We start from the raw sequence: 21,124 nt of genomic DNA, 5'->3' as shown, positions 1-21,124 counted from the left end.
ATGGCCCCAGGCCACTGTTCGCCCGCTGTAAAACCCTGCAATATTTCTTGGCTGGACGGTACGAAGTTTTCACGCGGGAACAACCTGTCGCTGACATGGCGCTGCTTAAGGTAGTGCCATCAATTGCAGGAGGTCCTGGCGATGGTTGCACCGATCAAGCTGAAGTTTTCCGAGAAGTACGATACCCAGCATGCCCTGGAGTACCTGCTCAAGCATCAGGATGGACTGGCGCGCCAGCTGTCCCACAAGCGAGATGAGCACTTGGCTCGCACTGCCTTGTCCCTGGCAGGCGATCCGGGGTTGGTACTGGACCTGCCGTGTGGCGCTGGGCGTTTCTGGCCGTTACTGGCCGAAAAGAGCAATCGAATCATCATTGGCGCCGATTATTCAGCGGCTATGCTCAACACCGCCACGGTGGCGCAACCTGCCGAAGTGGTGAAACGGGTACGGCCCTTGCAGACATCGGCGTTTGCCATCGATCTGCCGGACAACGCCGTGGACTGCATTTTCTCCATGCGCTTGTTGCACCATGTCGGTGAAGCGCAGCACCGCATGGCGCTGTTGCGCGAGTTCCAGCGGGTGACCCGCGATAGCGTGATCGTCTCGTTGTGGGTCGACGGCAACTTCAAGGCTTGGAAACGCAAAAGGATGGAGCGCAAGCGACCATCCGAGGTTGGGCAAAAGGGTTACCAGAACCGTTTCGTGTTACCGGCGGCCACGGTCGAAGAAGAATTCCGGCAAGCCGGCTTTAGCGTCCAGCAACACCTGGACTTCCTTCCGCTCTACGCCATGTGGCGAGTTTACGTACTACGCAAGAGGTAAAAGGATGGCTGTTGAATGTGCTTCGGAAATGGATGCCGTGCCCACAGATCGCTTCGAATACTTCTGGAACGAGCAAGGTGAATGGGTTGAAGAACCCAACAAGCGCCGAGGCGGTGAGAGTGGTGTTCAACGGCTTGTAGGCAGTAATGGAAGACTGCTGTATGCCAAGCGTCAGGTAGGGCATATCTACCGCAGTTGGTTGCATCCTTTCGGACGCCCTACGGTCCTGCGTGAACTCAACGCACTCAAGGGCCTGCGCTTGCTGCAGGTGACCGTTCCGGAGCCGGTGTTCTGTGGTGCCAGGCGAGGAGCGCAGAACGAATGGCAGGCCCTGCTGGTCACGGCGTCGCTCGATGGTTTCATCGAGATCGACAACTGGTACGCCGCCGGCGAGCGTGAGCGCCATGGTGAGGCGTTCCACGACCAGGTGCTGCAATCCCTGGCGACGACGCTGGCGCGGATGCACAAGGGACGCTGGCAGCATGGTTGCCTGTATTCCAAGCATGTGTTCGTGCGGGTGGACGGTGAAGGCGAGCAGGCTCGACCGAAGATCGCCTTGCTGGATTTCGAGAAATGCCGCCAGCGCCTGAGCAGCAAGCGGGCCGCGGCTCATGATCTAAAGCAATTGCGTCGCCATTCGTCGTGGAGCGACACCGACTGGGAGAAGCTCTACTACTTTTACAGGACGGCGTTTGGCAGCTCTATCAAAGGTTTATAGCTATGAAGCTAGAAATTGCACGAGGTGTATTCCTGGCAGGAGCCTTGGCAGTTGCTTCCCTGGCGGTGGTTGCCTGGGAGCAGCCACGCACCCAGGTGCTGAGCGCGGCCAAGGGCAATGCCCACTGTCCGTTGCCACGGGTGGCGAAGGTGTCCACGGCGGCCAAGCCCGACCATGACCTGTTGCTGTTCATGTTCGGCATGAGCCAGGGCCTCAAGCCCCAGAGCTGAAGAGTTTTCCTGCCAATCAAAAGGCCTCGCGATGCGAGGCCTTTTGATTTTTCCCGAATCCTGTCTTCACGCCAGGTGCAGGTGGTTGTCCCACAGCCCTGCAGGCAGTTCCAGGGGCTTGGCCACGATCTGCGCCTGACGGCAATCGTAGAAGCGGCAACGGCCTTGTCCCGAGGTCACCACGAAGCCATCGGCCACGGCGCCGACCCCCGCGCAGTCCGGCAGCGGGGCATCTACTCGTAGCGCACCGCTGTCCAGGTCCCAGATGAAGAAACGGTTGCCCCGGGGAGCGGTGAGGGCGACCAGCCGCAGCTCGCTGTGCACGGCGACGCTGGCGGTGTAGTGCCCCATGGCTTGCAATTGCTGTTCGGCCACCGGGAATGCACTGAAGGGTTGGCCGGGCCGCTTGATCGCCAGCAGTTCGGACGATTCATGAGCGGCGCCCATGAATTGCTGGCCGGTGACGATGGTGCCGTCGCTGGCGATGCCCATGTGGCGCACGCTGTTCATCTGCTGGGCCAGGGTTTCCTTGCTCAGCAGGGTGCCGTCGCGCTGCATCAGCACCAGGCTTGGTTCCATGGCGTCGAGGTTCATTTCCACCCGGCTTTCGGCTTCGGTGCGAATGCCGCCGTTGGCCACCACCAGGGTTTCCCCATCGGGCATCCATGACACCTGGTGCGGGCCGATGCCGTGGGTCGACAGTTCGCCGCTGTGCACCAGGCGTTCGTTCTCGAAGCGGTAGACCCCCAACAGGCCGCGCCCCGGGTCCCGGGTATCGTTCTCGGTGGCGTACAGCCACTCGCCATCCTTGTGGATCACCGCGTGCCCATAGAAATGCCGGTCAGGTTGCGAGGTCAGGGTCTGCAGCAGCTTGCCGTCGCGCAGGTCGACCAGGTAGCTCTCGGTGCCCGGGCGCCGGGCCACGAACAGGGCGATGGGCAAGCGCGGGTGGTTGATGATGTCGTGGCAACGCTGGCCGACCTGGGTGGCAAACACCTGTTTACCGTCCAGTTGATAACCGACGGCGTAATGCTTGCCGTCGCCGTCATCCCTGGCCGAAAGCAGCAAGGGCTGCTTGCCCTTTTGCTTGAACAGCGTCCAGCCGCCCAAGGTCACCGCACTGAGCAGCAAGCTGCCCAGTGCCAAAGCCTGACGTCGCAGCATCATCAGTCACCGTCGTTGGCGTTGAAGCCCAGTTGGATGCCCAGCGCCTTGGCCAGTTCGCCTTCGTGCAGGCGATGGACCACGTTGAGGCTGTCATACAGGTCGTTGAGTTGCTGGCGCCCGGCGTCGTCGCCGAGCATTTCGGTCAGCGAGCGCTGGGTGCTGGCGAAGAGTTTCAAGGACGCGGCATAGGCTGCGTCGATCTTGTCGGCCAGTGGTTTCTGCTCGGCCGGCAGCAGGCCGCGCAGGCCTTTGTTGTCGACCCCGGCCCAGACGGTCTGGGCCGCGCTGAGGCTGGCCTCCAGGCCTTGCAGCGACGACTGGCTGCGCCAGGCATCGGCCTGGAACGGCTGTGGGATGCCCTTGGTCTGGCGGCCCATCGGGGTGCCGAGCTTCTTCTTCAGGGTGTCCAGGGCCGTGACTTGCACACGCAGCAGGTCGGCAATGGCTTCGTGGGAATCGGCATAGCGCTGGTTGGGGAACTTGCTCATCTGCGCCAGCATGCCGTCGTTGTTGTTCCAGCTCGACAGGATCTCCTCGGCCAGTTGCTTCTGGCGTTCGCCGATGGCGGTCAGCAGCGGGCAATAGCGGGCTTTCTGGGTGCTATCGGCCATGTCGATCTTGCTGTCGAAGAGGATGTACTCATAGGCCGACAGGCCTTGCACCACGACGCTGGACTTGCTCAGGGCGGCGGCATCGATCTGTGGGTTGGCGTTGACCAGTTGCTCGACCTGGCGACCGACCAGGTTCTTCTTGTCCGGCCAGAACTGGACCTGCCAGGAGCGGTTGCCCTCGGCCAGCGGGCCGATCAGCAGCGGTTGCAGTTCGGCCCAGGCTTTTTGGGCATGGAGGAAGTCGGCGCGGGCGGTCTCCAGGCTTTCCTTGCCTTCGCAGAAGGCCAGGGCGCTGACGGCCAGCTGGCGGTCGGCGTCGACCCAGCGGCTGTAGGTCGGCAGGATCACCTGCTTGGCGATGGCCGCGGAAGTCACGGCTTGTGGGTCCTGGGGCGAACAGGCGCCCAGGGCGAGCGCGGCAAGGCTGGTGAAGAGCAGTTTGGGGCGGAACATGTTCGGGCTCCCTTTATTGTGGAGAAAGCATATGAGTCGAGCGTTACAAGGAATTCAGGAATGCCAGCAACGCCGCGCGCTGCTGGGCATTGAAAGCAAGGACTTGCTGTTTCGCACCTTCGGCTTCGCCGCCATGCCAGAGCACCGCTTCCATCAGGTTGCGGGCGCGGCCATCGTGCAGGAACTGGGTATGGCCGCTGACGGTTTCGGTCAGGCCGATGCCCCATAGCGGAGCGGTGCGCCAGTCGCGACCGCTGGCCTTGAACTCGGTGCGCTGGTCGGCCAGGCCTTCGCCCATGTCGTGCAGCAGCAGGTCGCTGTAGGGGCGGATCAACTGGTTGGCCAATTCAGGTTCCGCGGCGTTGGCCGCCGTGGTGAAGCTTGGGGTATGGCAAGACTGGCAGCCGGCCTGGAAGAACAGGTTCTTGCCGGCCAGGACCTGGGGCGAGTCCACATCGCGGCGGGCGGGCACCGCCAGGTTGCGGGTGTAGAACAGCACCAGGCGCAGGATGTTGTCGCTGACCTCCGGTTCACCGTCTGGGCCATTGCCGTTGGGGGCTTGCTTGCAGGCGGTTTGCGCGTCGGTGCAGTCATCGAAGGGTCTCAGGCTGGTGGTCAGGCCCATATCACCAGAGAACGCGTGAACATTTTGTTGATTGAGGCTCGGTTGCCCGGCTTTCCAGCCAAAACGCCCGAGTACGGTCTTTTGCCGGGCATCGTCCCAGACCCAGTTGGGCCGGCCGGCGATGGGGTTTTCCCGGGTCGGCCTGGCATTGGCCAGGATGGCTTCCTCGGGAATGGCCTCGAGCAGCCCCAGGCCGATCATGGGGGGCGCCACCCGGGCCGAGAAACGGGTGTCCGGATGCATCGGGCCGTAGCCCAGGTCGGTCACTCGCAGCCTGGGCTTGCGCAGTTCAACCTGGGTGCCGTCCTTGAAGTGCACCTGGAGCGGTTCGTAGTCCACCCGCACCCGGCCCTCGGGAACCACCCCGGGGATCGCCATGTCCTGCAACTGGCTGCCATAGACCGGCTCCGGCACTACCCCCGTGCGCTCGATGAGCCGGGCCAGGGTCGGGTCGTCGGGGATCGACAGGCGCACCAGCATGGATACCGCGTTAAGCGCGTCCGGGGCCGGTGGATGGCCACGGCCATCCTTGATATGGCAGTTCTGGCAAGCGTTGGTGTTGAACAATGGGCCCAGGCCATCGCGGGCGGTGGTGGTGGAAGGGGCTATGACCCAGGGGTTGCGGAAAAAACTGTTGCCGACGCTGAAATCCAGGCGGCGGGTAGGCGGCAGGTTGGCCGACGGCAGGGAAAAGGCATTGCGATCGCTCTTGTTGACTGTCGTCGCGCCCCCGGCGCGGGCTTCGCCAGGCTCGGCCTGGGTGAAGCGCGGCGCCTCATCGCAGGCGCCCAGGCTCAAGGCCAGGAACAGCGCGGACCAGCGAAGCAGCGACGAAGGCATCGGATATCCTGCAGGACGAGCAAAACAAGGGCGCAAAGTCTAACAGGGCAGCCTGGTTTGAATAAGAGGAATTATCGTTTGGTTTGATCCAGGACAAGGGCGCCGGAACTGATTTGCACCCGACGCCGGGCCTGGTCGCAGGCATGAAAAAGGCGGCCCGAGGGCCGCCTTCTGCTGGACGTTGTGCTGATCAGAATTCGTGATCGGCGTTGTCCGGGTTCAGGTCCTTGATGCCCAGCTTGCCGGCGGCCTGCTCGATCGAGCCGGTCTGCTTGACCAGCGCGGCGATGGCGTCGCGCACGATCTGGTTGCCCGACTCGTTGCCAGCGGCGATCAGCTGGTCGTAGTGCTCGCCCTTGTTGGCGTGGTCCACCATGACCTGGATCTTGGCTTCGGTGGCCGCCAGGTCGGCCTTGAGCGCAGCGTCGGCGGCCGGGTCGGCCTTGGCCACCAGGGACGACAGGCTGGCGCCGGTCATCTTGGTGCCGTCGACACGGGTGTACTCGCCCAGGTAGACGTTACGGATGCCCTTGGCGTCGTAGAAGTGCGAGTTATGGGTGTTGTCGCTGAAGCAGTCCTGTTCGTCCTCGGGGGAGTTGGCTTCCAGGGATACCTTCATCCGCTCGCCCGCCAGTTCGCCCAGGGACAGGCTACCCATGCCGAAGAGCATCTTGCGCAGGCCGGTCTCGGCTGGTTCCGCTTCCAGGGTGGCGCGGTAGTTGTCGGTCACGTCCGGCTTCCAGTTGCCGACCATTTCTTCCAAGTCGTTGACCAGCAGCTGGGTCACGGCCTTGAGGTAGGCGCGGCGGCGCTCGTTGTGGCCGCCGGTGGCGCCGGCACCTTGCAGGTAGTCCGAGGCCGGGCGAGCGCCGGCGCCAGGGCCGGTACCGTTGAGGTCCTGGCCCCAGAGCAGGAATTCGATGGCGTGATAGCCAGTGGCGACGTTGGCCTCGGCACCGCCGAGCTCATTGAGGCTGGCGAGTTTTTCCGGGGTGATGTCCTTCACGTCGATCTTGTCTTCGCCGATGCGGATCTCGGTGTTGGCGATGATGTTGGCGTTGGCCCCGGGGTTGCCCAGTGCGTGCTCGTAGCTCTTGTCGACGTAGTCGATCAGGCCTTCGTCCAGTGGCCAGGCGTTAACCTGGCCTTCCCAGTCGTCGATGATGGTATTGCCAAAGCGGAACACTTCGCTTTGCAGGTACGGGACGCGCGCCGCCGCCCAGGCGGCCTTGGCGGCTGCCAGGGTCTGGTCGTCAGGCTTGGCCAGGAAGGCATCGATAGCGCTCTGCAGGGTTTTCGCAGTGGATTCGGAGTCGCTGTAGACGGCGAAGACCATGTCGGCGTAGTGCGCGACGACGGCCTTGGCGGCGGCTTCGTCGATCTTGGCGGCGTCGCCGGCCGCAGTCGCGGTGCTGGTAGCCGGGGTCGGTGCTTGAGCGGCAGCCTTGTCGTCTTTGCCTTCGCCGCAACCGGCGAGGGAAATAGCGATGGCCAACAGACTGGCGGTAGCCAGAGGCATACGAATCATGGCGAACATCCTGCTTCGAGAGGAGAGTGGACGGCGCGGGGCGCGCGAAAAACTGCGACATAATGCGAAAGATTTGCATTATGTGTAAAGGGTTGCCGCTGTAATTATTTCTTCTCCGAAGAGCCTTCGCGCAGGGCGCAAAGCCCCGCGCCGCGCTGGCTTCAGAGGATCGCTGCGTTGCTGCGCTGGGCCTGTTTCAGGTAGGCGCCCAGCTCCCGCGCGGACAGTGGCTTGCTGTAGTGATAGCCCTGACCTTCGTGACAGCCCTCGGCAATGATGTAGGCCTCCTGCTCGGCGGTTTCCACGCCTTCGGCGATTACCTGCATGCCCAGGCTCTTACCCAGCTGGATGATGGCGCGCACGATGGTGGCGTCGTCATCGTCCTCCAGCAGGTCCTGGACGAAGCTCTTGTCGATCTTGATCTTGTCCAGGGGCAGGCTCTTGAGATAGCTGAGTGACGAGTAGCCGGTGCCGAAGTCGTCGATGGCGATCAAGGCCCCGGAGCGCCGCAGGCTCAGCAGGTGCTGGGCGGCGGTGCTGATGTCTTCCATCAGGCCGGTCTCGGTGACTTCCAGCTCCAGGCTGCGCGGTGGCAGGCGATAGATCTGCAGCAGGTTGTTGACCACCCGTGGCAGTTCGGCGTGGTGCAGTTGCACGGTGGACAGGTTGACCGCCATGCGCAACTCGCTGAAGCCCATGTCATGCCATTCCCGCAACTGGCGGCAGGCCTGGTCCAGCACCCACTCGCCAATGGCGATGATGGTGCCGTTCTGCTCCGCGAGCGGGATGAACAGGTCCGGCGGCACCAGGCCGTGCTCCGGGTGCTGCCAGCGCAACAACGCCTCGACACCTACCACCCGGTGGTCGCGATAGCTGATCTGCGGCTGGTAGACCAGGAAGAACTGCTCGCGGGCCAGGGCCTCGCGCAGGTCCTTTTCCAGTTCCCGGCGGCGCCGCATCTCGCTGTCCACGCTGGCGATGTAGAACTGATAGCGATTGCGCGAGCGGCTCTTGGCCAGGGTCATGGTCTGCTCGGCTTTTTGCAGGAGCTTCTCGGTGCTGTCGCCATCTTCCGGGAACAGGGTGATGCCGATGGTCGCGCGCAGGCGGATTTCCTGCTGGTCGAGGGCGAAGGTGGCTTCCAGGTCATCGAGGATGCTCTGGGCCAGTTCCGCGGCTTCGTAGGGTTGTTCGATATCGGCCTGCACCAGGGCGAACTGGTCGCCGCCCAGGCGCGCCAGGGCACCGAGGCGGCCGCTGTGGCCGCGCAGGCGATCGGCCAGGGCCAGCAGCAGTTGGTCGCCGGTCTGGTAGCTGAACTGCTCGTTGACGCCCTTGAAGTCGTCCAGCCCCACACACAGCACGGCGACCCGGCGTTGCAGGCGCCCGGCGTCCACCAGGATCTTGTCCAGTTGCTGTTGCAGTTGCTGGCGGTTGGGCAGGCCGGTGAGGAAGTCGTACTGGGCCATGCGCAGGAGGCTGTTCTCCGCTTCATGGCGCAGGTGGGTATTGCGCTCGATGGACGCCAGCAGCTGATTGGCGGTGTTGATCCAGATCCCCAGCTCGTTGCGTTCGTGACCCTTGAGCAAGGGGAGCTGGTGTTCGCTGGGACGGTCGGGATTGATGTTGGTCAGGTGCTCGATGATCCGCGACAGCGGCTTGGTCAGCAGCCAGTGGTAGACCAGGTACAGCACCAGGCTCATGGCCAGGGCGCGCAGCACTCCGGAGATGAAGATGATCACCGAGCTGACGATGAAGCCCTGGCCGTAGGTGGCGGTGTCCAGGGTGATGCTCAGGTCGCCGTAATACTCGCTGTATGGACCGCGGCCCACCAATTGGGTGGTGAAGGTGCGTTCCTGGCCGAGGATCAGGTCGGTCAGCCAGCGACTGGAGGATTTCTGCAGGTCGCGGGATTTTTCCGCGAGCATGGTTTCGTTGGGATGGCCGATGGAGGCCATGCGCACCGCATCGTCCTGGAACAGGCCCTCGATGACTTGCATGCCCATCTCCCGGTCCAGGCTGTAGACCGCCTGGGTCGATGGGTCGCGAAACATGTCGAGGATGCGCTGGGCGTCATTAGCTACCGCCTGCCGAGTCTTGTAGGCATCGAAGACGATCTGGGCGCAGCTCAGGACCACACCCACTATGAGTGCCGACAGCAGCACAACCCGGAGCAATTTCACCGACAAGCTGTTTTTGAGTTCCAGCTTCAAAGGGGCTATTCCTTGTTCCGTGCGCGTAGCGTCAAGTTGCCATGAGTATTGGCAATCCCGTGATGGCCGTCAAAGTGACATCAAGGCCGAGGACAGGACGTCTGCGGGCGAAGCCCGGGTGATCAGAATCAGGATTGCTCTAGCTGTGGACAGTGTGTCGGTAGCGACGTCATGCAACTTGAGGGGAAAGCGTTGTTTTTTACCTGCATGGAATCTTAGCGCCTGGAGCCCCCGGGACAACATCCTGATTTTGCAATGGGCAAAAAAAACCCGGCCAGGCCGGGTTTTTTCACTGCGAACAGGTTCAGGCTACGAAGTTCTTGCCTTCGAACTGCTCGGCCACGAACTTCCAGTTCACCAGGTTCCAGAACGCCTCGACGTACTTCGGACGCACGTTGCGGTAGTCGATGTAGTAGGCGTGTTCCCAGACGTCGCAGGTCAGCAGCGGGGTGTCGCCGCTGGTCAGCGGGTTGCCGGCGCCGATGGTGCTGGCCAGGGCCAGGGAACCGTCGGCCTTCTTCACCAGCCAGCCCCAGCCGGAACCGAAGGTGCCAACCGCAGTCTTGGTGAATTCTTCTTTGAACTTGTCGAACGAACCGAACGCTGCGTTGATGGCATCGGCCAGGGCGCCGGTTGGCTGGCCGCCGGCGTTTGGCGCCAGGCAGTTCCAGTAGAAAGTGTGGTTCCAGACCTGGGCTGCGTTGTTGAAGATACCGCCCGAGGAGGTCTTGACGATCTCTTCCAGGGTCTTGCCTTCGAACTCGGTGCCTGGCACCAGGTTGTTCAGGTTCACGACATAGGTGTTGTGGTGCTTGTCGTGGTGGTACTCCAGGGTTTCCTTGGAAATGTGCGGCTGCAGGGCGTCGTGTGCGTAGGGCAGCGGCGGCAATTCGAAAGCCATGGTGATTCTCCTAATCAGGTCAGTTGCGGTGAGCGCAAGGCCGATCACGGGCGGCCGGACAAGCGCCGGGGAGTTTGTACTCTTTGCGGCGCAAGCTTCGGATCATAGCATCGGGGGGGAGGCATAACCACGCAACAACTGTGTGGGATAGAGGTTCCAGAGCCTTTTGGAATAAGTCACGCGGCGCTGATCAACTGGAACGCGACACTGAACATCATCACCGCCACCAGCAGGTCGAGGATCCTCCAGGTACCCGGCCGGGCCAGCCAGGGCGCGAGCCACGCCGCCCCCAGGGCCAGGGTGAAGAACCACAGCAGCGAGGCGCTGGCCGCGCCGACCACGTAGGCACCGGGCTCGGCCTGCTGGGCGCCCAGCGAGCCGATCAGCAGCACCGTGTCCAGGTAAACGTGGGGGTTGAGCAGGGTCACCGCCAACGCGCTGAGCATCACCGCCCGTAGCGAGCGTACGGTCTGGCCACCGCCTTGCTCCAGGCTCTGCTTCGAGCACGCCCGGCGCAGCGCCTGGGCGCCGTACCAGATCAGGAAGGCCGCGCCGCCCCAGCGTGCCACCGCCAGCAGCGTCGGGTTCTGGGCGAGTACGGTGGCCAGGCCGAACACACCTGCGGCCACCAGCAAGGCATCGCAGGTCACGCACAGCGCGGCCACCGGCAAATGGTGTTCGCGGCGCAGGCTCTGGGCCAGGACGAAAGCATTCTGGGTGCCGATCGCCATGATCAGGCCGGCGGCCACCAGCAGGCCGTTTACATAGCTTTGCCACATGATTACAGCTCCTCGCCGGCGGCCAGGCGTTGCAACACCTGGACGGCTTTTTCGGCATCGGCCAGGCCGACGAACAGGTGGTCGTGGTAGTAACCGGCGATCACGTTGCAGCTGATCCCGGCGCGGCCCAGGGCGCCGGCGAAGGCGGCTGTCAGGCCCACGGCCTGCAGCGCCGAATGCACCTGGAGGGTGATCCATGCGGCGACGTAGTCGAACCCCAGGCCGAGACGTTCGGCCTGCTCGCGACGCAGGATCACCGTCAGGCCTTCGTGCTCGTGAAAGCTGCCCAGCACTTCGCAGTCCCGCAGCAGGCTGCGGTCGGTGATGGAGCAGAACACATACTCGCCGTCGTTGAGCTGCGGGCTCATGCTGCGCAGCAGGGTCGCGAGGGAGGTTTCACCAGCCATGAAGAAGATCCTTGAACTAAGAGGCGATACAGAGGCTTTATGCTGGCTATTTTCCGGCTCCAGGCTGTATAAGAAAAACCAATAGTGCTGATCTCTCATTAGGAAAACTGATGTTCGACTACAAGTTGCTTTCGGCCCTCGCCGCAGTGGTCGAACAGGCCGGTTTCGAACGGGCGGCCCAGGTGCTGGGGTTGTCGCAGTCGGCCATTTCCCAGCGGATCAAGTTGCTGGAGGCGCGGATCGGCCAGCCGGTCCTGGTCCGGGTCACGCCGCCGGCCCCCACCGAGATCGGCCGGCGCCTGCTCAACCATGTGCAGCAGGTGCGGTTGCTGGAACGCGACCTGCAGAGCCTGGTGCCGGCCCTGGACGAGGAGGGGCTGCCGGAACGCCTGCGCATCGCCCTCAACGCCGATAGCCTGGCTACCTGGTGGGCCGAAGCGGTGGGGGCGTTCTGCGCCGAGCACCACTTGCTCCTGGACCTGGTGGTGGAAGACCAGACCGTGGGCCTCAAGCGCATGCGTGCAGGCGAGGTGGCCGCTTGCGTCTGCGCCAGCGAGCGACCGGTGGCCGGCGCCCGCAGCCTGTTGCTGGGGGCCATGCGCTACCGGGCCCTGGCCAGCCCGGCCTTCATCGCCCGGCACTTTCCCCAGGGAGTGTGCGCGGGACAACTGGCCCGGACTCCGGCACTGGTGTTCGGTCCCGATGATTTCCTGCAGCATCGCTACCTGGCGTCCCTGGGCGTAGACGGCGGCTTCGAGCATCATCTATGCCCGTCTTCCGAAGGCTTCATCCGCCTGGCCGAAGCCGGGTTGGGCTGGGGGCTGGTGCCCGAATTGCAGGTTCGCGAGCAATTGCAGCGAGGGGTACTGCAAGAACTCCTGCCGGATAAACCCATCGATGTGCCGCTGTACTGGCATCATTGGCGCAATGGCGGGCAACTGCTGGGCTTGCTCACCGAGCACCTGGCTCGTTCATCCGCACAGTGGCTGGTGCCCTGGGAGCAGCCGTAAGCGTCAAGCGACAAGCTGCAAGCAGACAGCTTGCGCACTGATTTTCAACTTGCAGATTGCAGCTCGTAGCTCGTCACTGCTTTCTTAGGAATATTTCATGAAGATTCTGGTCACCGGCGCAAGCGGCTTCATCGGCGGGCGTTTCGCCCGTTTCGCCCTTGAGCAGGGCCTGGAGGTGCGGGTCAACGGGCGCCGTGCCGAAGCCGCGGAGCATCTGGTGCGTCGTGGCGCCGAATTCATCCAGGGCGACCTGGGGGACGCCGACCTGGTGCGCGAGCTGTGCCGCGACGTCGATACCGTGGTGCATTGCGCTGGCGCCGTGGGCCTGTGGGGGCGCTACCAGGATTTCCACCAGGGCAACGTGCAGGTGACCGAGAACGTGGTGGAAGCCTGCCTCAAGCAGCGGGTCCGGCGCCTGGTGCACCTGTCCTCGCCGTCGATCTACTTCGATGGCCGCGATCACCTGGGCTTGACCGAAGAACAGGTGCCCAAGCGCTTCAAGCACCCTTATGCCGCCACCAAGTACCTGGCCGAGCAGAAGGTCTTCGGTGCCCAGGAGTTCGGCCTTGAAGTCTTGGCCCTGCGTCCGCGTTTCGTTACCGGTGCCGGCGACATGAGCATCTTCCCGCGGCTGCTGAGGATGCAGCGCAAGGGACGCCTGGCCATCGTCGGCAATGGCCTGAACAAGGTCGACTTCACCAGCGTGCACAACCTCAACGAAGCCCTGTTCAGTTGCTTGCACGCCAGTGGTTCGGCCCTGGGCAAGGCCTACAACATCAGCAACGGTGCCCCGGTACCGCTATGGGACGTGGTCAACTACGTGATGCGCCAGATGCAGGTGCCGCAGGTGACCCGCTACCGTTCCTATGGCCTGGCCTACAGCGTGGCGGCGCTCAATGAGGGCTTCTGCCGGATCTGGCCCGGGCGTCCGGAACCGACCCTGTCGCGCCTGGGCATGCAAGTCATGAACAAGGATTTCACCCTGGATATCAGCCGCGCCCGGCATTATCTGGGCTATGAGCCCAAGGTCAGCCTGTGGGCCGCCCTGGACGAGTTCTGCACTTGGTGGCAGGCCCAGGACATGGGCTGAAACCGGCGACTGAACCGGCTGCGTCCGCTCCTGTCCATTGGCCTGGCCCATCGGCGGTTTATACTCGCCGCATCCAGCCCCCTCCGCGGTTCAGAAAGGTTGCCCAATGCGTAACGATGCACACGATGACTTCGACGACGTTCCAAGCCTGCGCGCCGATCCTCTCGACGACGATGTCTTCCCGACCACCAGCGGTGCCCGCGAGCGCACTGCGATCCACTCGCGTAGCGCGCCGGCGGTCAAGGCCAAGGGTGCCGGCACCGGCCCGCTGTGGGCGCTGGTGGGGGCGTTGTTCTTTGCCTTCGCCGGCCTTGCCTGGTGGAGCTTCCAGCAGATCTCGCTGATGGAGCAGCAACTGGTGGCGACCCAGGAAAGCTTTGCCAGGATCAGCGAGGAGGCCGCTGGCCGGCTGCAGGACATCTCCGGCAAGGTGGTGGCCAGCCAGACCAGCGTCACCAGCGACAGCGAAGCCCTGAAGCTGCAGATCAAGCAGCTGGAAAGCCGCTTGCAGGATCAAGGCCGGCAGCAACAGGGCGTGGTCGGCCAGGCTACCGACCTGGACAAGCGCCTGGAGCAGATGGGCGCCCAGAGCGCCGAGTTGCAGGCGGCCAATACCCAGTTGCAGGCCCAGCTCAAGGCCCTGGGCGGCGAGCTGGCGAGCCTCAAGGGAGCCCAGGCCGATGGCGGCAAGGTCGATGCCCAGCTCAAGAGCCTGGCCGCCGAGTTGGCTGCGTTGAAGAAACAGGGCAACCCGGGCGCCGCCATCGAGCGCCTGGAGCAGGACCTGATCGTGCTCAAGAGCCAGCAGGACAACCGTCCCGCTACTGCGCAAAACGGTGCCAGCACCGCTGAGTTCGACGCTTTCCGGGGCCAGGTCACTCGCAACATCAACACCCTGCAAAGCCAGATCCAGAACCTGCAGCAACAGCTCAACACCCGCCCCTGAACGATCCGGCCCGACGCGCCTCCCGCGACCGGGCCCGACCCTCGTTAGCTGAATGTCTACCCATCTGTCGCAGCCGGCTACGCTCTTCGAACGTCAATGTGAACGAGGAGTGGGCGATGAAGCTGTTGCGCAAGCATGCCTGGCTGGGCTGGTGGTGGTTGCTATGTGTCGCTGCGCTGCATGCGGCTCCCGCCGATGATGGCGCCCCCGCGCGGGCGCTGCTGGAAAAGGCCCTGGCCTATTACCAGGAGCAGGGTGACAAGGCGTTCGCCGCCTTCAGCCGCCAGGGCGAATTCGTCGACCAGGATCGCTATGTGTTCGTGGTGGATACCCAGGGTGTGATGCTGGCCAGCGGTGGTCCGTCGTCGGCGCTGATCGGCCGCGATGTCTCAGCGGTGCTGGGGGCGGATTTGCGCAAGGCGTTCCAGGACGCCTTGCATACTCCCCAGGGCAGCGGTATCCAGCAGGCCGAGTACCGCTGGCAGAACTGGGCCGATGGCAAGATCGAACGCAAGCATGTGTACTTCCAGCGCGTCGGCGAGCGGATCCTGGCGGTGGGCTACTACCTGCCCAGGGCATCGGCCGACCAGGCCCGGGCGTTGCTGGAGCGCAGCGCCGAGGCCCTGGCCAGCGATCGGGCGGCGACGCTCGCGGCCATCAACGACCTGCAGGGCGGGTTCATCGAGGATGACCTGTACGTGTTCGTGGTCGATCTGGACTCCCGGCGCTACCTGGCCCATGGCACCAACCTGCGGTTGCTCGACACGGACTTCGCCAAGGTCAGGGACCCCGAGGGCAAGCCGGTGGGCGAGCCGATGCTGGCGCTCATGGCCCGCCAGGAACAGGGCGAGTACCAGTACCGCTGGAAGAACCCGGTGACCGGCAAGGTCGAAGACAAGCACGCCTACCTGCGCAAGGTGGGCCGGCTGCTGGTCGCGGTGGGCTATTACAGTCCGTGAGGCCGGTGCACCCCGGCCCGCTTAGCGGGCCTTGTCCTCGCGTCCGCGCAACAGGCGGTTGGGCATGGCGATCGCCGCCGCCAGGCCCAGCAGCGAGACTCCGGCGCTGACCAGCAGCAGGTGGCGGAAGGTCAGCAGCAACTCGCTGCGCAGGGCATCCCGATCCGGACCGGGCGCGGCATTCAGGCCTTCGAGCAGGGCATTGCCGGTGTGGCCTTCGCTCAGTAGTCCGCCGCCCAGGTGCGCCAGGCCAGAGTCTTGCAACAAGGCTAGCAGCAGTGCCGACATCAACGCCACCCCGACCGCGCCGCCCAAGGAACGGCACAGGTTGGTGGTACTGGTGGCGACCCCGATATCACGCTGTTCCACCGCGTTCTGGGTGCCCACCAGCGAAGTGGGGAACTGCATGCCGCTGGCTATCCCGCACAGCAACATGAACAAGCCGCTGCCCAGTTCCGCCTGGGGCGGAACCAGGGCCATGCCGAGGATCGCGACCGGCATCAACAAGGCCCCGGTGAGGATCATCGGCTTGTAGCGTCCGGTCACCGAGGTCAGCCGTCCGGCACAGTAGGCGCCCATGGGCAGGCCCATGGCCAGGGGCAGCAGGTGCAGCGCGGCGCTATCGGCCCCGGCTCCGGTGATGCTCTGGAAACGCAGGGGCATCAACACGATCAGCGAAATGGCCTGGAAGCTGGTGAAGAAGATCGTGCACCAGCACAACAGGGCGCTGCGGTTGGCGAACAAGTGCATGGGCAACAGTGGCTCGCGGGCCCGCCGTTCATGCCAGGTGAACAGCGCCAGGACGATGATGGCGATGGCCAGCAGGTCGAGCACTTCGGCGCTGCGCCAGGAGTGCCCCTGGCCGATCTGGGTGATGCCCAGCAGCAGGGCGCTGAGGCCGATGATCAAGAGCAGGGTGCCGAGGTAGTCGATGATCGGCTTGCGCTGGGGAACTGGTAGTCCCACCAGGGTGCGATAGGCCACCCACCAGGCGCCCAGGCCCAGGGGCAGGTTGATCAGGAACACCCAGCGCCAGGACAAGAACTCGGTCATGTAGCCGCCCAGCACGGGGCCGGCGACGCTGGCCACCGCGTACATGCTGCTGAAGTAACCCTGGTAGCGTCCGCGTTCCCGGGGCGGGACTATGTCGCCGATGATGGCCTGGCTCACCGAGATCATGCCGCCGGCGCCAATGCCCTGGAAGATCCGCGCCAGCACCAGCTGTTCCATGTTCTGGGCCAGGCCGCAGAACAGCGAGGCCAGGGTGAACAAGCCCATGCCGAACAGCATCAGGCGGCGCCGACCATAGAGGTCGCCGAGCTTGCCATAGATCGGCACGGCCACGGTCATGGCCACCATGTAGCCGGAAATCACCCAGGCCAGGAGGCCGACATCCTTGAACTGGGCGGAGATGGCCGGCATCGAGACGGCGACGATGGTCTGGTCCAGCGCACCGAGGAAGATCGCCAGCATCAGGGCGACCAGCACGTTGCGGATGGCCACCGGTGGGGGGCCAGGTTGGTGGAGGTGGGACACGAAGGAACCTGCGGGCATTGATGGGCCGGACGGGATGCCGGCGAAGATGTGGGCCAGTGTACTTGATAGCTACCTACCGGATAGCTCTGCAAGCATGTTCCTGACAGTTATTTCATCAAACGTTTGGGGTGGGGGGATTTACAGTTGCTTGCAGCGAAATGGGAAGCATTCTGTATAGTGGCACTTCTGCACGCCCTGCCTGGCAGGCCACAGAATGAGTGTTTATGAATGTTGCCTATGCTTGCATTTTGACTGGGCGAATCCGTCAATTGAGCAAGACAACCCAACGGAATCTGCATGTACCCATTCCCTGGGCACCATGCCTGCCCGTTCCTCCGAGGCCCGGATTGCAGCGATGAACAAGCCAGCCCTTGCATCCATTCCCGTTTTCAAACTCTATGGCGAGAGCCTGGAGTGGCCCACTCCCGATCTATTGCACTGCGAGCCCTTCAGCCAGCGCGGTCGCGAATTGCATTGGGAAATAAAACCCCACCGGCATGCCGATCTGTGCCAGCTGCTGTTCGTGCGGCGTGGCCAGGTGCAGATGCAGGTCGAGGACCAGCGGACTTCGCTGGATGAGGTGGCGATCCAGGTCGTGCCGCCGCTGTCGGTCCACGGTTTTCGTTTCTCCGAGGATGTCGAAGGCCATGTGGTGACCCTGGCGGCGCCGCTGGTGGGGCACCTGCAAGCCCAGTTGGGGCAGGCACGGGACATCCTCGGCACTTGCGCCAGCTATCCTGCGGGCGACGATGCGCAGTACCTGGACGGTTTGTTCAGGGCGCTGCAGGACGAGTACCAGGGCCAGCAGCCAGCACGGGAGATGCTCATGCATTCCCTGGTGGGCATGATCGTGGTCTGGGTCGGGCGTCAGGCGTTGCAGCGCAGCAAGGCCAGCCAGCGGCCACAGCGAGCCCGGGACTATTTCAACGGTTTCATGCAGTTGGTGGAGGCGCACTATCGCGAGCATGTGAAGGTCGAGGAGCTGGCCCACAAGCTGGGGATTTCGGTATCGCACCTCAATGGCACTTGCCGGGAACTGGCGGGACAACCCGCGCTGCAGATCATGCACGAGCGCCAGTTGCTGGAGGCCAAGCGCCTCTTGACCTACACCGGGATGACCATCTACGAGATTTCCGCCGAGCTGGGGTTTTCCGACCCGACCAACTTCACCCGGCTGTTCCGGCGCCGGGTAGGCATTTCGCCCAAGGTCTTCCGTGACCGCCTGAAGGCCGAGCAGGCTGGCGATCCGGGCTCCCTGTCGCTTACCTGAGGGCGTTCAGGGTGGCGTTGTGGGGGATGCAGCGTTCCAGGTTGCAACTGGCATAGGCGCGAGTCTGCATGCGGGCCTGTTCGACGCGGTAGGCAGCGGTGCCGTACAGCGCCAGGGTCACGGTGCAGGTCATGAAAATGGCCAGGTATCTTCTTGTCTTGACGTTCATGGCGATGACCTCTGAACCGGTGCCTCGGTATTTTCCAAAGCACTGTTATCAGAATAGGCCAGCTGTCCGGACTTGCCAGGAACCCCACCTCGGCTGTTTGGCGGGGTATTCAGCAAATGGATCGTCCCGCTGCCTCGCCCCTTCCGCTAGAGCCCCTGGTCCCAGGTGGGCTCCTGGGGAAACCTGAGTACCAGGAAATCCAGCATGCTGCGCAAGGTGGCCGGCATGTGCTTGCGCGATGCGTAGACCGCGTACATGTTCATCCGGCGAGGCTCGGCATGGGCCAGCAGGCGCACCAGTTCCCCGCGCTTGATGTATTCCCCGGCCTGGTAGCTGGGCAACATGGCGATGCCGGCACCAGCCATTGTGGTACGCAGCAGGGTACTGGCCTCGTTGGCGCTGATGTTGCCCTGGACCGGCACCGACACCGGCTCGCCATCTTGTTCGAAGTGCCACAGGCTCTTGCCGAAGTAAGAGTGGGTCAGGCAGTTGTGCTGGCTCAGTTCTTCCACCCGCTGGGGCGCCGGGTGTTCGCGCAGGTAGGCCGGGGCCGCGCAGATCACCGAGCGGCAGACCGTCAGGCGCCGGGCGATCAGGTTCGGGTCCAGGTCGTTGCTGGTGCGGATCGCCAGGTCGATGCGTTCGTCCACCAGGTTCACCGTGCGATCGAGCATCTGCAGGTCGATGCTCACCCCGGGGTGGTCCTTGACGTAGTCGGCCATGGCCGCGGCCAGTTGCGACTGGCCGAACGAGGTGCTGACGCTGATGCGCAGCAGCCCACGCGGGACATCGTCGGGCTCGCTCACCGCCGCCTGCATGTCGCTGGACAGCTCCAGCATCTGCCGGCAACGGGGCAGGATCTCGCTACCGGCAGCGGTCAGGCTGAGCTTGCGCGTGGTGCGGTGCATCAGCCGCGCGCCGACCCAGTCTTCCAGCTCCGCCAGGTAACGCGAGACCACCGGTCGCGACAGGTCCAGGTGATCGGCCGCCGCCGACTGGCTGCCCAGGTCGACCACGGTGACGAAGACTCGCATTGCTTGGAGACGATCCATGATTTGCCCGCTTTCAGAAACAAACTATGTCCAAGCATCGCATTTTTTGTGACGAGTCTGGCAACTAAGCTTGCTCCATTCCCAATACGCCAACCGCTGCTGGAGCTGCCCCCATGATCGGATTCACTTCATTCAAACGCCTGCTGCTGGCCACCGCCGTCCTCGGTTTCGCCGCCCATGCCGCAGCTGCCGAGCCCGCCCTGCAACTGGATGTCTACAACCCTGGCAGCAACGCCATCTTCCCGGTCAGCTCGGTGCTGGTCAGCGGCAAGAAGGACGCGATCCTGGTGGACGCCCAGTTCGGCAAGTCCCAGGCCCAGCAGCTGGTGGACAAGATCCGCGCCAGCGGCAAGCACCTGACCACCATCTACATCAGCCATGGCGATCCGGATTACTACTTCGGTCTCGACACCCTGACCAGCGCCTTCCCGGACGCCAAGGTCGTGGCCTCGCAGCCGACGGTCGAACACATCAAGGCCACCGTCGAAGGCAAGCTGGCTTTCTGGGGGCCGCAAATGGGCGCTGACGTTCCGGCCAAGACCATCGTGCCAAGCGTGCTCGAGGGCCACAGCCTGACCCTGGAAGGGCAGAAGCTCGACGTCATCGGCCTGGATGGCAAGCAACCGGACCGCAGCTTCGTCTGGATCCCTTCGATCAAGGCAGTGGTCGGCGGCGTGGTGGTCTCGGAGAACATCCATGTGTGGATGGCCGATACCCAGACTGCCCAGTCCCACCAGCAATGGCTGAAGACCCTCAAGACCATCGATGGCCTCAAGCCCAAGACCGTGATTCCCGGTCACTACCTGGGCGACAGCGCGCGGTCCCTGAAGCCGGTGCATTTCACGGCGGACTACATCAAGGCCTTCGATGAGGAAACTGCCAAGGCCAAGGACTCCGCGGCGCTGATCGCCGCCATGAAGAAGCGCTACCCGGACCTGGGCGAGGACAGCTCGCTGGAACTGAGCGCCAAGGTCGCCAAGGGCGAAATGAAGTGGTGAAACCTTCCTGACCCCCGCTCCCGGACCGGGAGCGGGGGGCGCTGTACTCTCTTTGCCAACTGGAGAATCGTCATGAGCAAGATCGCAATCATCGGTGCCACCGGCCGGGCCGGCAGCCAACTCCTGGAAGAAGCCCTGCGTCGTGGTCACAGCGTCACCGCCATCGCCCGCGACACCACGAAGATCGGCCAGCGGGCCGGGATCGTCAGCCGGGCCGTGGACGTGGCCGACAGCGCCGCGCTGCAAGCGGCCGTGGCGGGCCATGACGTGGTGCTCAGCGCCGCGCATTTCGCCCCCATCGCCGCCAGCGCCATCATCGATCCGGTGAAGAAGGCCGGGGTCAAGCGCCTGCTGGTGGTGGGCGGTGCCGGTTCGCTGTTGTTGCCCGGTGGCGGCAAGGTCATCGACAGCCCCGGCTTTCCCGAGGAGTACAAGGCCGAAGCCAGTGCCGGCGGAGTGTACCTGGAGACCCTGCGCAAGGAGCAGGACCTGGACTGGACCTTCCTCTCGCCGTCGGCGGAGTTCGTCGAAGGCGAACGCACCGGGAAGTTCCGCCTGGGCCAGGACGACCTGCTGGTCAGCGCCGAAGGTCGTAGCTGGATCAGCTTCGCCGACTACGCCATCGCCATGCTCGACGAAGTGGAAAAACCCGCTCACGTGCGCCAGCGCTTCACCGTCGGTTACTGATCCGACTATCGGGCTCTGGCGGCTGCACTCCCCGGTGTAGCCGCCACAGCTTGCGAGGCAGCTAGGGTTGAATCAGCAACTTGCGGCTGCTGCGCCCCCTTATGCAGCCTGCG

At 63.8% G+C, this 21,124-nt stretch carries 21 protein-coding genes; 10 read left to right on the top strand and 11 right to left on the bottom strand.

The window, feature by feature from the left end; all coding sequences use genetic code 11:
- Positions 1-141 precede the first annotated feature (141 nt).
- Genes C4K40_RS24650 through C4K40_RS24640 form a run of 3 tightly spaced genes read left to right on the top strand, consistent with a single transcriptional unit; the run spans position 142 to position 1,770 of the window.
- Positions 142-822 (top strand): class I SAM-dependent methyltransferase, encoded by a 681-nt coding sequence (locus tag C4K40_RS24650; RefSeq protein WP_022640584.1) that lies wholly within the window; start codon positions 142-144, stop codon positions 820-822.
- A gap of 4 nt (positions 823-826) precedes the next feature.
- Complete coding sequence (locus C4K40_RS24645) at positions 827-1,540, top strand: lipopolysaccharide kinase InaA family protein (RefSeq protein WP_031320407.1); 714 nt, start codon at positions 827-829, stop codon at positions 1,538-1,540.
- A 2-nt stretch (positions 1,541-1,542) separates the two neighbouring features.
- On the top strand, positions 1,543-1,770 hold the full coding sequence (locus C4K40_RS24640) for a hypothetical protein (protein ID WP_053131648.1): 228 nt from the start codon (positions 1,543-1,545) through the stop codon (positions 1,768-1,770).
- 66 nt (positions 1,771-1,836) lie between these two features.
- On the opposite strand, the gene C4K40_RS24635 is transcribed toward C4K40_RS24640, so the two are convergent.
- The 8 genes from C4K40_RS24635 to C4K40_RS24600 form a co-directional block, all read right to left on the bottom strand.
- A complete protein-coding gene (locus tag C4K40_RS24635; protein ID WP_031320406.1) occupies positions 1,837-2,934 on the bottom strand; it encodes a DUF1513 domain-containing protein in 1,098 nt (365 codons plus the stop codon).
- 2 nt (positions 2,935-2,936) lie between these two features.
- Positions 2,937-4,001 (bottom strand): imelysin family protein, encoded by a 1,065-nt coding sequence (locus C4K40_RS24630; RefSeq protein WP_053131646.1) that lies wholly within the window; start codon positions 3,999-4,001, stop codon positions 2,937-2,939.
- A gap of 43 nt (positions 4,002-4,044) precedes the next feature.
- Positions 4,045-5,466 (bottom strand): di-heme oxidoredictase family protein, encoded by a 1,422-nt coding sequence (locus C4K40_RS24625; RefSeq protein WP_022640580.1) that lies wholly within the window; start codon positions 5,464-5,466, stop codon positions 4,045-4,047.
- A 190-nt stretch (positions 5,467-5,656) separates the two neighbouring features.
- Complete coding sequence (locus C4K40_RS24620) at positions 5,657-6,994, bottom strand: imelysin family protein (RefSeq protein ID WP_053131644.1); 1,338 nt, start codon at positions 6,992-6,994, stop codon at positions 5,657-5,659.
- Positions 6,995-7,155: 161 nt separating this feature from the next.
- A complete protein-coding gene (locus tag C4K40_RS24615) occupies positions 7,156-9,207 on the bottom strand; it encodes a bifunctional diguanylate cyclase/phosphodiesterase (protein WP_053131642.1) in 2,052 nt (683 codons plus the stop codon).
- 304 nt (positions 9,208-9,511) lie between these two features.
- Positions 9,512-10,108, bottom strand: coding sequence for a superoxide dismutase (locus C4K40_RS24610; RefSeq protein ID WP_053131640.1), 597 nt, complete (start codon positions 10,106-10,108; stop codon positions 9,512-9,514).
- Between the two features lie 176 nt (positions 10,109-10,284).
- Entirely contained in the window at positions 10,285-10,887 is a 603-nt protein-coding gene (locus C4K40_RS24605) for a LysE/ArgO family amino acid transporter (RefSeq protein WP_022640577.1), read from the bottom strand.
- A 2-nt stretch (positions 10,888-10,889) separates the two neighbouring features.
- On the bottom strand, positions 10,890-11,294 hold the full coding sequence (locus C4K40_RS24600) for an ACT domain-containing protein (protein WP_053131638.1): 405 nt from the start codon (positions 11,292-11,294) through the stop codon (positions 10,890-10,892).
- 110 nt (positions 11,295-11,404) lie between these two features.
- Between C4K40_RS24600 and C4K40_RS24595 the strand changes: the two genes are divergently transcribed.
- The 4 genes from C4K40_RS24595 to C4K40_RS24580 all read left to right on the top strand — a co-directional run bounded on the left by C4K40_RS24595 (position 11,405) and on the right by C4K40_RS24580 (position 15,299).
- Complete coding sequence (locus tag C4K40_RS24595; RefSeq protein ID WP_022640574.1) at positions 11,405-12,304, top strand: LysR family transcriptional regulator ArgP; 900 nt, start codon at positions 11,405-11,407, stop codon at positions 12,302-12,304.
- 97 nt (positions 12,305-12,401) lie between these two features.
- Positions 12,402-13,394 (top strand): NAD(P)-dependent oxidoreductase, encoded by a 993-nt coding sequence (locus C4K40_RS24590; RefSeq protein ID WP_022640573.1) that lies wholly within the window; start codon positions 12,402-12,404, stop codon positions 13,392-13,394.
- 106 nt (positions 13,395-13,500) lie between these two features.
- Positions 13,501-14,340: a hypothetical protein gene (locus tag C4K40_RS24585; RefSeq protein ID WP_053131635.1), complete on the top strand. Its 840-nt coding sequence runs from the start codon at positions 13,501-13,503 to the stop codon at positions 14,338-14,340.
- A 116-nt stretch (positions 14,341-14,456) separates the two neighbouring features.
- Positions 14,457-15,299, top strand: a complete 843-nt coding sequence (locus C4K40_RS24580) for a cache domain-containing protein (protein WP_022640571.1) — start codon at positions 14,457-14,459, stop codon at positions 15,297-15,299.
- Positions 15,300-15,320: 21 nt separating this feature from the next.
- Here the strand turns inward: C4K40_RS24580 and C4K40_RS24575 are convergent, their stop codons facing one another.
- A complete protein-coding gene (locus tag C4K40_RS24575) occupies positions 15,321-16,835 on the bottom strand; it encodes an MDR family MFS transporter (protein WP_053131632.1) in 1,515 nt (504 codons plus the stop codon).
- A gap of 355 nt (positions 16,836-17,190) precedes the next feature.
- Between C4K40_RS24575 and C4K40_RS24570 the strand changes: the two genes are divergently transcribed.
- Positions 17,191-18,105 (top strand): helix-turn-helix domain-containing protein, encoded by a 915-nt coding sequence (locus C4K40_RS24570; protein ID WP_053131629.1) that lies wholly within the window; start codon positions 17,191-17,193, stop codon positions 18,103-18,105.
- Here the strand turns inward: C4K40_RS24570 and C4K40_RS31670 are convergent.
- Together C4K40_RS31670 and C4K40_RS24565 are read right to left on the bottom strand one after the other, a co-directional pair.
- Entirely contained in the window at positions 18,098-18,274 is a 177-nt protein-coding gene (locus C4K40_RS31670) for a hypothetical protein (RefSeq protein WP_164485040.1), read from the bottom strand. The two genes, C4K40_RS24570 and C4K40_RS31670, sit on opposite strands and share 8 nt — an antisense overlap.
- A 146-nt stretch (positions 18,275-18,420) precedes the next feature.
- Positions 18,421-19,326 carry a LysR family transcriptional regulator gene (locus C4K40_RS24565; RefSeq protein WP_053131626.1) on the bottom strand — a complete coding sequence of 302 codons (906 nt, stop codon included), beginning with the start codon at positions 19,324-19,326 and terminating at the stop codon, positions 18,421-18,423.
- 113 nt (positions 19,327-19,439) lie between these two features.
- Here C4K40_RS24565 and C4K40_RS24560 point away from each other — a divergent pair, with 113 nt between their 5' ends.
- A complete protein-coding gene (locus C4K40_RS24560) occupies positions 19,440-20,324 on the top strand; it encodes an MBL fold metallo-hydrolase (protein WP_022640565.1) in 885 nt (294 codons plus the stop codon).
- Positions 20,325-20,396: 72 nt separating this feature from the next.
- Positions 20,397-21,011 (top strand): NAD(P)-dependent oxidoreductase, encoded by a 615-nt coding sequence (locus C4K40_RS24555; protein WP_022640564.1) that lies wholly within the window; start codon positions 20,397-20,399, stop codon positions 21,009-21,011.
- Positions 21,012-21,124: the final 113 nt, after the last annotated feature.

The organism is Pseudomonas sp. CMR5c (genome assembly GCF_003850545.1).
GTDB classification, from domain to species: Bacteria; Pseudomonadota; Gammaproteobacteria; order Pseudomonadales; family Pseudomonadaceae; genus Aquipseudomonas; species Aquipseudomonas piscis.
Note: the sequence above shows the minus strand (reverse complement) of the source record. Positions and strands in the feature narration are given on the sequence as shown.